This window comes from Calditerricola satsumensis (assembly GCF_014646935.1).
Lineage (GTDB): Bacteria > Bacillota > Bacilli > Calditerricolales > Calditerricolaceae > Calditerricola > Calditerricola satsumensis.
Window position 1 is genome coordinate 62,470 of record NZ_BMOF01000005.1, and the last position, 11,537, is coordinate 74,006.

Consider the following 11,537-nt stretch of genomic DNA (forward strand, 5'->3'; position numbering starts at 1 on the left):
TCTCCTCCCTACCCCAGCCGGCGCATCAGGTTGGCCATCTCAATGGCCGCTACGGCCGCCTCCCAGCCCTTGTTGCCGGCTTTGGTGCCCGCCCGCTCGACGGCCTGCTCGATGGTGTCCGTGGTCAAAACGCCGAACATCACCGGCACCCCGGTTTGCATCGCCGCCTGGGCGATGCCCTTGGCCGCCTCGGCGCAGACGTAATCGAAATGGGGCGTGGCCCCGCGGATCACCGTCCCGAGGCAGATGACGGCGTCGTACTTGCCGCGTTCGGCCAGCTTACGGGCGACGAGGGGGATTTCGAAGGCCCCGGGCACCCACACCACGTCGACGGCCTCCTCGGCCACGCCGTGGCGCTTGAGGGCATCCAGGGCCCCACCCAGGAGCTTCGCCGTGATGAATTCGTTGAACCGACTGACGACAATGGCAAAAGAAAGCCCCGTCCCGACCAGGTTGCCTTCGATGACGTTGGGCACAGTGTTTCCCCTCCTGCTGGGATACGTGGGTTGCGGCGCGGCCGAGCGACCCTCCGGCCGCGCCATGCCGTCAGAGATGCTGAAGCAAATGGCCGAGTTTGTGCTTCTTGGCCCACAGATAGCGCGCGTTTTCCCGGTTTGGCGGAATTTCCAGGGGCACGCGCTCGACGATGGTGAGGCCGTATCCCTCCAGACCGGCGCGCTTGCGCGGGTTGTTCGTCATCAGGCGCATCTTCCGCACGCCGAGGTCGTAGAGGATTTGCGCCCCGATGCCGTAGTCGCGCGCGTCGGCCGGAAAGCCGAGGTGGAGGTTGGCCTCCACCGTGTCGAGCCCCTGCTCCTGCAGCTTGTAGGCCTTCAGCTTGTTGAGGAGCCCGATGCCACGCCCTTCCTGCCGCATGTAGAGTAACACACCGGCGCCTTCCTCTTCAATCTTTTTCAGCGCCGCATGGAGCTGCGGTCCGCAGTCGCAGCGGTACGACCCGAACACGTCGCCGGTGAGGCACTCGGAATGCACGCGCACGAGCACCGGTTTCTCCGGGTCGATCTCGCCCTTTACAAGGGCGATGTGCTCGCGGTTGTCCACCTCGTTGGAGTACCCAATGGCCCGGAACTCGCCGAAGGCCGTCGGCAGGCGCACCTCCACCTCGCGCTTCACCAGCTTGTCGGTGCGGCTGCGGTAGCGGATGAGGTCGGCGATGGTGATCATCTTCAGCCCGAACCGGTCGGCGATCCGCCGCAGGTCGGGCACGCGGGCCATGGTGCCGTCTTCCTTGATGATTTCGCAGATCACCCCGGCCGGGTACGCCCCGCACAGGCGCGCGAGGTCGACGGCGACCTCGGTGTGACCGGCGCGGCGCAGCACGCCGCCTTTCTTGGCCACCAGCGGGAAGACGTGTCCCGGACGGCGGAAATCGCTCGGCCTGGCCGCCGGGTCGATGAGGGCCTGGATCGTCCGCGCCCGCTCGTGGGCGGAGATGCCCGTCGTCGTGGAGATGTGGTCGACGGAGACGGTAAAGGCCGTGCCGTGGGTGTCGGTGTTGTGCTCGACCATCGGCGGCAGGTCGAGCTCCCGGGCCCGCTCCTCGGTGATCGGCACGCACACCAGCCCGCGCCCGTGGGTGATCATGAAGTTGACCACCTCGGGCGTGGCCTTTTCGGCGAGGGCGACGAAATCCCCCTCGTTCTCGCGGTCCTCGTCGTCCACCACGATGACGATGCGCCCGGCTTTCAGCTCGGCAATCGCTTCTTCGATGCGGTCAAACATCCTCGGTCGCCCCTTTCGCTGCCGATTCGCTTGCTGCCCGTCCACCGCAGGCGCACGCCACACGCAAGGCTACGGCCTTGTGGGGCCTGCCCGTCTGCCTCATCCTGCCGGTTGCCCGGCAACTTACGCGAAGCCGTTTTCCGTCAGCTTGGCCAGCGTCAACCCGGCGGAACGGTCCGCGCCTTCCCCGCCGGCCGGCGCGACGCCCATGGCGCGTTGCACAAACCGCTCCACGTACTTCGCGATCACGTCGCACTCGATGTTAACGAGGTCGCCCGGCCCCAGGTGGCGGAGGACGGTGTTGGCCAGCGTGTGCGGGATGATCGACACGGTAAATCCCGTTTCGGTCACGTCGACCACCGTCAGGCTGATGCCGTCCACGGCCACCGACCCCTTGGGAATGAGGTAGCGCCGCAGGTCGTCGGGCACGTCGATGGCAAAGACGACGGCGTTCTCCCGCGGCGTGCGGGAGCGGATCACGCCCACCCCGTCGACGTGCCCGGTGACGATGTGCCCCCCAAAGCGCGCGCCGGCGGCCATGGCCCGCTCCAGGTTGACCAGCGCGCCGGGTTTCAGCCGGGCCAGGCTCGTTTTCTTCACCGTCTCCGGCATCACGTCGGCCGTGAACGTCCCCGCGCCGAGGGCCGTCACGGTGAGGCAGACCCCGTTCACGGCAATGCTGTCGCCGACACGGGCGTCCTCGAGCACGCTGCGGGCTTCCACTTCCAGCACCATCGACGTCGGCCCCACCGGCGAAAGGCGCCGCACGCGGCCCACTTCTTCAATGATCCCGGTGAACATGGCGCTCCCTCCCTGCTGCGCCTTCCTGCGTCTTCTCGGCTTTCTCCCACACGGGATAGCCGGTGATCACGACGTCGGGACCGATCGTCGTCACCTCGACGTCGCGCAAGGAAACGGCCTCGTCCATCACGGCCGCCCCCTCCCCGCCGACCGGCGTCGGCGCCTCCCGCCCGCCGACGATCTTCGGGGCGATAAATGCGACCACCTTGTCCACCGCCCGGGCGGCAAAGAACGACGCGTTCACCTCGCCACCGCCCTCGACAAGGAGCGAGGCGATGCCGCGCGCGCCGAGAAGGGAAAGCAGCGCCGGGATGCTCACCCGCTCGCCGTCGCCGGCCACCAGCACCTCGGCGCCCCGCTCGGCGATGGCCCGCCTGCGCTCCGCCGGCGCCCGCGCCGTGGTCACCACCCACGTGGGCGCCTCGCCGTCGGTGAGCACGCGGGCGGTGAGGGGCAGGCGCAGGCGCGAGTCGAGGACGACGCGCACCGGATTCTCGCCCCCTTCCGGCAGGCGCACGGTGAGCTGGGGATCGTCGGCGATGACCGTGCCCACGCCGACGAGCACGGCGTCGCTCCGGCGGCGCAGTTCGTGGACGTACCGGCGCGCCGCGGGCGAAGTGATCCACCGGCTGTGCCCGGTTCGCGTGGCGATCTTCCCGTCGAGGGTGCTGGCCGTCTTCACCGTGACGAAGGGCACGCGGTGGATGATGTACTTGTTGAACGTCTCGTTGAGCCGCCGGCACGCCGCCTCCAGCACGCCGACGGTCACGTCGATGCCCGCCTCACGCAGCCGGGCGATGCCCCGGCCGGCCACAAGGGGGTTGGGATCCACCGTGCCCACCACGACGCGGCGCACCCCGGCGGCGATGAGCGCATCGGCGCAGGGCGGCGTGCGGCCATGGTGGCTGCACGGCTCCAGGGTGACATAGGCCGTCGCTCCTCGCGCCGCATCGCCGGCCATGCGCAGGGCGTGCACCTCGGCGTGGGGCTCGCCGGCCTTCAGGTGGGCCCCCAGCCCGACGATACGCCCGTCGCGGACGAGGACGCAGCCCACCGCGGGGTTGGGCGACGTCTGCCCCACCGCGCCTTTCGCCAGCTCTAGGGCGATGCGCATGTACCGCTCGTCGGCGGGGCGCAGGGAATCGTCGTTCACGCCGCCGTCCCTCCTTTGTACAGGTTTGGCGCCGGCTTCCGGATTACTGCCATCGCGAAAGATGGCCCTACCGTAGCGACAAAAAAAGCCGCCGCGTTCCTTCGCGGCGGCCATGGGTCTCGATTTGTGCAATTCGTCACAAAACGGGACAGGATGGGCAACGAAGCCCCGGCCGGCCTATTGGAGACAAAAAACCGGCCTGCGCCCTTTTCAGCGAGAGGGCGTATGGGGCATGCCGCTCCCTTCCATTCCTTCTCCCATCCAGACTGTCACTGTCGGCTCCGGATTCGCACCGGATCAACCGCTTGCGCGGCTCGCGGGCTGAGGCGCTGGGCCATCACCGCCGGTCGGGACTTCCACCCGGCCCCGAAGGAACGGTGGTCGCGTACGGTATGCGGTTTTCACGCCGGCCCGGCGCGGCGGGCCACTTTATCTCGTAGTATACCGCACCGCGCGGGCTCTGTCCATGCCGCGCAATCACGAGGCGAGCGCTCCACCCGCTCGCGTCCACGAAAAGCTAGACCGGCTGTCATTCCCCCAGCGATCCGGATGCGCGATCGGCCGCAGATTGGGGAAACCGGGATCGGATGTACGCCTCGGCGTCCTCGGCAGAAAGCCGCACGGTCTCGGATCCTTGCCGTACGTAGAAGTCACCGCGGGCACTTGCCTCACTGCCCGATTGCACGAACACCGGTGTGGAGCTGCGCCGGCAACTCACCAGGCACACCATTTTGCCGCGTACCATCTGAATCCTCGCGTCCACACAGGCGGCTGCCTGCTCGCCCAGTCCTTTCCTCACCGCGTGGACCAAGCGCTGTAAGTAGTCGTCCTCGTCGACGTAGCCGTCCTCCTGCTCGATGCCGACCGGTGTGCCGTCAGCGGCGACGCCAAGAAGCAGGTCTCCGCCCTCGGTATTGAGGAAGGCGGCAATGGTCGCCAGCACATCCGTGCCAACGGAAAAGGTGTCTGCACCGTCCATAGGTTCATCCGTGAACAGGGCAGGAAGAAAGGCGAGAGTCTTTGACGGCGGCCGCTTGAGCAGCTCATCGGCCTGCCGGTGCGCCCGCACATAGTGGTCAAAGAGCATGTTCTTTATGGCCTCACCGAAGGCCGGGTCGTCGGTGATGCGTTTGTAGAGCTCGAAATTGAGGTCTACAATCTCCTGGAGCACTTGTTCGACCTTGTGATCGAAGGTCAGGCGGGCGTTCTCGCGGGTGTTCACCCGGACACTCGCGTCAAGCGCCGGATCGGCATCGAGCTTGGCCATGACCTGATCCAGCGTAACACGATGTTCCGGACCGAGATTGATCCCAAACCGCTCATTCAGTTCCGCGATGATCCGCGAGAGCGGCTCGAGCTCCTCCGGCGCTGGTGCATGACGGCCCTTCGTGCGCTGGGGCTCAAGTGCTCCGGCCTTGCGCTCCAGCGTAATACGGCCGCTGCTCGTTTTCTGGATCCGGTAGGATTCCATGTCGATGTACTGCTGCACATCCCAAGGCAACGTATCCCGATCGATTTGGAGCTTGCGGAGCAGGTAACGCGCAAAAACATAGAGTTTCTCCAGATCGGGATCGGCGAAGGGTATGATCTGCGACAGGAACGCATAGAGCCGGATGAAATCCGTGAGCTGACCGCGGAAATCGTGCTGCTCTTCCTTCGGCAACTCCCTGAAGCGCTCCTCCACCGGAGCCAGAACCGCATACAGCTTGTCCATCGTCGCCTTCTTGTCGAAGTATACCTTGGCGAAGGCGTCAACGTCCGCGTCGGTAAACACCGCAAAGGCCGTCAGACGCGACTGGATCTCGTAGAGCAGATTGGGATCGGTGCCCTCGGAGAGCAGGGTGACCTCATAGTAGGGCTCGAAAGCCGCCTTGATCTCGTCCGCCTCGTTGACGAAGTCGAGCACCATGGTGCTGCGCTTCTCCGGGTGGGTGCGGTTGAGCCGCGAGAGCGTCTGCACGGCGTTGACGCCGCCGAGCTTCTTGTCCACGTACATCGTGTGCAGGAGCGGCTGGTCAAAGCCCGTCTGGAACTTGTCGGCCACAATCAGGAACCGGTATTCGGGGCGCTCGAACATCTTGGCCGTTTGGCTTTCCGGAAAGCCGTTCATATCGGACTCGGTATAGGTCCGTCCGCCGTCCTGAACGGTCCCTGAAAAGGCCACCAATGCCTTGAACGGATACCCCTGTTCGTCCAGATACCGGTCAAAGGCCAACTTGTAGCGTACAGCATGTAGGCGCGACCGGGTGACGACCATGGCCTTGGCCTTGCCCCCGATCTCGTGCTGCACCTGGGTGGCGAAGTGCTCGACCATGATCTTCACTTTCTCGTTTATGGCGTGGGGGTGGAGCTCCACGAAGGTCTTGAGCAGGTGCTGCGTCTTGCGCTTGTCGTAGCGCGGGTCGTCCTCGATGGTCTTGAGGAGCCGCCAATAGGCTTTATAAGTCGTGTAGTTGGCCAGCACATCCATGATAAACCCTTCCTCAATCGCCTGGCGCATGGTGTAGCGGTGGAAGGGTTCGTACTTTCCGTCCGGGCGGCGGGTGCCAAACATCTCGAGCGTCTTCGGCTTGGGTGTGGCCGTGAAGGCGAACATCGAAACATTCGGCAGCCGGCCTCTCCGTTCGATCTCCCGGTGGATCGTCTTCTCAAAGGCCTCCTGGGGCGTGTCGGTATCAGCCTCCTCCCGTTCCGCCTCCTCCAACGAGCCGGCGGCCAGGACAGCCCGCAGGCTGCGCGCATTCTCGCCTGTCTGCGAAGAACGGGCCTCGTCGATGATGACGGCAAAGCGCCTGGCCGGAAGCTCGCTGATCTGGTTCACGATCACAGGAAACTTTTGCAGCGTGGTGACGATGATTGTTTTTCCAACCTCCAGCGCCTCCTTGAGCTGACGCGAGGTGGTGTCGATGTTCTCGACCACCCCCAGCGTTTGTTCGAACTGGCGCATTGCGCGCTGCAGCTGGCGGTCGAGCACCTTCCGGTCGGTGATGACGATGACGGAGTCGAAAATGCGCCGGTCATTGGCGTCGTGTAGGGTCGCCAGCTGGTGCGCCAGCCAGGCGATGGTGTACGTCTTGCCGCTGCCGGCCGAGTGCTGGATGAGGTAGGACTGCCCCGGGCCGTGTTCGCGGGCGTGGGCGATGAGCTTGCGCACGCAGTCAAGCTGGTGGTAGCGGGGGAAGATCAGGAAGCGCCGGCCGGTCTTGCGGCCGTTCTCGTCTTCTTCCTCCACCTCGTGGATGAAGTTGCGGATGAGGTCAAGCACGCTGTCGGGCGCCCACGTCTCCTCCCAGAGGTAGCTCGTGGCGTAGCCCGGCTGCGTCGGCGGCACCGGCGGGTTGCCTGCACCCCCGAAACGGCCCTGGTTGAAGGGGAGGAAACGGGTTTTCGCGCCCTGCAGGTGGGTCGTCACGTAGACCAGCTCGGGATCCACAGCGAAGTGGGCAAGGCAGCGGCCGTAGGAAAAGAGCGGCTCGCGCGGATCGCGGTCCTGCCTGTACTGCCGCATCGCGTCCTCCACCGTCTGGCCGGTGAGGGGGTTCTTGAGCTCGGCGGTGAAGATCGGGAGGCCGTTGAGGAAGAGCACGAGATCGAGGCTTTTTTCATTACGCGTGCTGTAACGGAGCTGGCGGACGACGGAAAAAATGTTGGCCTCGTAGAGGCGCCGCGTCTCCTCGTTGAGCCCACTGGCGGGGCGAAAGTAGGCGAGCCGGAACTTGCTGCCCATGTCCTTGATGCCATGGCGGAGCACGTCCAGCGTCCCGCGGCGCTCGATCTCGGAAGCAAGCCGCTTAAGGAACTTCTCTTCCACTGCTGACCCGTAGTGCTGTTTCAGCCGGGCCCATTCCTTGGGCTGCGTGGCAACGATGAAATCCAGCACGTCACGCGGGATCAGGCAAAGGGTACGGTCGTAGTCCTCAGGTCGGCGGCGGTGGTATCCGCCCGGATAGGCCACGCCGTAGGATGCGGGGGCCTCCCGCATAAGGCTATCGCTCGAGCCGTGCCCCAGCAGGGCGGCCTCGATTGCCTCCTCGAAGCTGCGCTCGGAGATGTCTGGGGTCATGGCCGCTCAGTCCCCCTTTTCAGCTTTCGCTTAGGTGCGATGTCATCCCGGGTTTAACCGATGGTCGGCCAACGCTTTGCTTAATCATAACAGCTCGGGTCGACCTCGTGCCGCACGTCGATCTTGCCCGTCACGGCGGCGGAGATCAGAGCTGTGCGATACTCCTTCAGCCGCTCGATGCCCTCACGGATCTTGGAGATGAGGGCGTCAATCTTGGCCGTCTCGCGGTCGAGGAAAGCGGCAATGGCCTGTTGCTCTTCCTGTGATGGAATCAAAACGGGCAAGCGTTTTAGATCATCGTATTTTAAGGTCTGACGGACACCGGCACCCATATTATAAAAGACTTTGGAAACGTCGTATGCATGAAGTAGAAAGAAAAGGAATTTCGGAGAAACGCGTGTAATGACTTCAAGCGTGACGTAGGCCGATGTGATGATGCCTCGCTCCTGAACAAGCCCCACTCGCAAGCTTCTCTTATCATTCTGCAGATCAGTTAGCCGAAGGACTATATTTCCTGTATCCACGATTTGATAAGTCTCGAAAGACTCCGGCAAGAGACCGAAGTTTTCCGAAATGTCCCGCCGAACAATACGTCCATAACTAAGTGACAAAACGTTCATTTCTTGGCATCCGATGTTTGGTACGTTACGTTCCCGCGCGACGGTGAAGAGAGGAACGATATCCCAATGCGCCGGAACCTCTCCCAGCCAATCCACGCCGGAATCCTTCATGGGAACGTTTAGGTCTAGCCCCTTCGTCACCGCTTGGGAGATGAGTGCATTGCGCTTCTCCTGCAAGAGCTCAATTAATCGCTCCTTCTTCGCTACAAGGGCATCGATCTTGGCTGTCTCGCGGTCGAGGAAAGCCGCAATAGCCTGTTGTTCAGAGAGTGGAGGCAATGGAACTACAAAATCCTTGATGAAGTCCTCAGGCACGCGTTGTTGGCCGGCAGCACCCTTCATTTCCAGTTGGCCAAGCACGCGAAACGGTTTAGAGAAAGTAAGATAGGTAAGGAAGGCTGGGTGAAGTTGGGAACCTGGACGGATTACATGGAGCTCTGTCGACCCAAAACCTATACCGTTAACCAAGTCAACAGCGAGTGCTCCCTTGCCGTTCTCAAAGCACGGAGTGATCTTGGCGACAAGGACATCACCGTTACAAAAATACGTATAGCCGGACACCAATGCATCTTCCAATGGCTTTGTTAACTCGAGATTAAGACCACCCCACTCTCCAACAGCATCCATAGGTATAAAACTGACATCCAAGGATGGTGAGAGAGTTGAGAGTGTTCTAGCAACCGTTGGCGAGGGGTTAATCAATGCAAGATGCCTTAGCCTTCGCAACTCCCAATGAGCCGGAATCTGTCCCAGCCATCCCACACCAGAATCTTTGTATTCCTGATATTTTTTATGGCGTCTAACGGAAATAGTTTGACCCATAATCCTCACCGAGCGTTCTCCTCCCACGTGCCGCTCGTGATCTCTGCGAGTAAGCGCATGATATCCCGTTCGATTGCTCGTATTTCAATCTCGATTTCTTCCAACGGCCGCGGTGGGGTGTAGCGGTAAAAGTAGCGATTAAAGTTGATTTCATAGCCCACAATGCCGACCTTCCCGTCCCGCGGGTCGCGCTTGCGGGTGTCAATCCACGCGTCGGGAACGTACGGTTTAACCTCGCGCTCGAAGTAGGCCCGCACGCTGGCCGGCACGCCCTCGGTATCGGTCGGGTCGTCTCCATCGGGAAGGGGCACGTTCTCCGTATCCCGAAGCTCGGGGTCCGGCTCGGGCTGGCCGTTCTTGTCACGGCAGATGGCGGCCGTTTCGTCCCGCTCGGACAGTGCGGAAAGGATGGCCTTCCTCAGGGGCGCTGTGAGCTTCAGCCCTGCCTTCCGGGACTCTTGTTCAAGCAGGCGCTCGAATTCCTCACGGTCCTTGTACAGCGTCTGGGGCAAGCTGGCCAAGAAGCGCCGGATGGCTTCCTGTTGTGCCCGTCCTTCGGCAATCTCCCGTTCCGCGGCCGGTCCCTTCTTTTTGGACTTCGCAAGGTTCTGGAACGCCCGCTCCTCCTCGAGACGGGCGATGCGTTCCGGGCTGGCCTGGAAATTCAGGCGCAGCGGACGCTCCACCGTGATCTTGCGGTAACCGAAGTGCGAGACGGGAAAGATGCGGCTCACCACGACTTCCTCTTCTTTGCCGTCCTGCAGAATGCGCCGAGTATCGCCGTCCCGAAAGTCGCGGAGAATCTGGACAATGTCCTCGGCCATCTCCGGCGGGATCTCCCGGCGCTTGTCGCCCAGGCTCTTCCGCATCGGCACCCAGAAGTGCGTTGCGTCAATCAGTTGCACCATGCCGCGGCGTTCCGGCGCCTTGCGGTTGGTCAGCACCCAAACGTACGTGGCGATGCCGGTGTTGTAGAAAAGCTGTTCCGGCAGCGCCACGATGGCCTCAAGCAGGTCTCGCTCCAGGATGTACCGGCGAATCTCGCTCTCGCCGCTGCCGGCGTCGCCATTGAACAGCGGCGAGCCGTTCATGATGATGGCAATGCGCGAACCGCCCTCCTCCGGCGGTTTCATATGGGCCAGCATGTGCAAGAGAAAGAGGAGCTGCCCGTCGCTAATCCGCGGCAATCCCGGACCGAAGCGGCCGGCCTCGCCGCGCTCGTGTTCGGCCCGTACGGCCTCCTCGTCGCGCTTCCAGTCCTTCCCGTAGGGCGGGTTGGCGATCATGTAGTCGAAGGTGCGGCCCGCGTGGCCGTCGTTCGACAAGACACTGCCGAAGGCGATGTTGTTGGCATCCCGGCCTTTGGGATCCTTGATAAACAGATCCGAACGGCAGATCGCCCAGGTCTCCGGATTGACCTCCTGCCCGAACAGGTGGATCTCCGCCTCGGGGTTGATGGCCGGGCGGATCATCTCCCCGTTCCTTCGCCACCCCTTTGTGATGTGCTCCTTGGCGATAGTCAGCATGCCGCCCGTGCCACAGCAGGGATCATAGACCGTACGCACCACGCCTGGCCCACGAAGGCGGCCCTCGTCGCCGGCCAACATCAGCTCAACCATGAGGTGCACCACGTCGCGCGGGGTGAAGTGCTCACCGGGGTTTTCATTCAACGCTTCGTTGAAGCGGCGGATCAGCTCCTCAAAGATCGTGCCCATGGTATGGTTGTCGACCTTATCGGGATGCAGGTCGACCCTCTTGAAGCGCTCCATAACCTTAAAGAGCAGCCCCGCCTCGTCCAGCTTACTGATCGTGTTGTCGAAGTCGAAGCGTTCCAGCACCTCGCGCATGTTGGGGCTGAAGCCGGCGATATAGTTGCGCAGGTTGGCGGCCAGGTTCGGCGGATCGGCCAGCAGTTTCTCGAAGTCATAGGGAGAGGTGTTGTAGAAGGACAAGCCGGAAGCCCGGCGCAAAAGGGGATCGAGGTTCTCCAACTTGCCCTGGTAGCGCGCGTACTCCTCCAAGACTTTCTCCTTTGTAGGCGCCAGAACGCAGTCCAGACGCCGCAGAACCGTAAAGGGCAGGATCACGTCCTGGTACTTGCCGCGTTTGAAGGTGTCGCGGATCAGGTCGGCGATTCCCCAGAGAAAGCTTACAATCTCGCTGTGGTTCATACGCCATACTCCTCGCTATAAATTGTTGTGGTTAACGCCTATTCAAAGTTCGAGTTTATTCCGACACAAAGTAGATCTGTAAAGAGCAAGAATCAAGAAACCCCAGAGTTGAGTCCGTATTCTTGTGTAAAAAGGACTCTCTGAAAAAAGTCAGAGAGCCATTT

7 protein-coding genes and 1 riboswitch are annotated in these 11,537 nt (G+C 62.5%); all 7 genes read right to left on the reverse strand.

All coding sequences use genetic code 11. From position 1 onward, the window contains the following. Positions 1-8: 8 nt before the first annotated feature. Positions 9-476 (reverse strand): 6,7-dimethyl-8-ribityllumazine synthase, encoded by a 468-nt coding sequence (gene ribH, locus IEX61_RS02625; RefSeq protein WP_229725614.1) that lies wholly within the window; start codon positions 474-476, stop codon positions 9-11. A gap of 70 nt (positions 477-546) precedes the next feature. After that, on the reverse strand, positions 547-1,743 hold the full coding sequence (locus tag IEX61_RS02630; protein WP_054670520.1) for a bifunctional 3,4-dihydroxy-2-butanone-4-phosphate synthase/GTP cyclohydrolase II: 1,197 nt from the start codon (positions 1,741-1,743) through the stop codon (positions 547-549). 123 nt (positions 1,744-1,866) lie between these two features. Then, complete coding sequence (locus IEX61_RS02635) at positions 1,867-2,544, reverse strand: riboflavin synthase (RefSeq protein WP_054670536.1); 678 nt, start codon at positions 2,542-2,544, stop codon at positions 1,867-1,869. Beyond that, the gene (ribD, locus tag IEX61_RS02640) at positions 2,525-3,658 is read right to left on the reverse strand and encodes a bifunctional diaminohydroxyphosphoribosylaminopyrimidine deaminase/5-amino-6-(5-phosphoribosylamino)uracil reductase RibD (protein WP_188816710.1); all 1,134 of its coding nucleotides are present in this window, start codon (positions 3,656-3,658) and stop codon (positions 2,525-2,527) included. Before ribD ends, IEX61_RS02635 begins: the two co-directional genes overlap by 20 nt. Positions 3,659-3,942: 284 nt before the next feature. Next, positions 3,943-4,075, reverse strand: a riboswitch (FMN riboswitch). Positions 4,076-4,226: 151 nt separating this feature from the next. Beyond that, positions 4,227-7,760 carry a type I restriction endonuclease gene (locus IEX61_RS02645; RefSeq protein ID WP_188816706.1) on the reverse strand — a complete coding sequence of 1,178 codons (3,534 nt, stop codon included), beginning with the start codon at positions 7,758-7,760 and terminating at the stop codon, positions 4,227-4,229. An 80-nt stretch (positions 7,761-7,840) separates the two neighbouring features. Next, a complete protein-coding gene (locus tag IEX61_RS02650; RefSeq protein WP_229725618.1) occupies positions 7,841-9,202 on the reverse strand; it encodes a restriction endonuclease subunit S in 1,362 nt (453 codons plus the stop codon). Between the two features lie 5 nt (positions 9,203-9,207). Continuing rightward, complete coding sequence (locus tag IEX61_RS02655) at positions 9,208-11,373, reverse strand: type I restriction-modification system subunit M (protein ID WP_054670572.1); 2,166 nt, start codon at positions 11,371-11,373, stop codon at positions 9,208-9,210. Positions 11,374-11,537 lie beyond the last annotated feature (164 nt).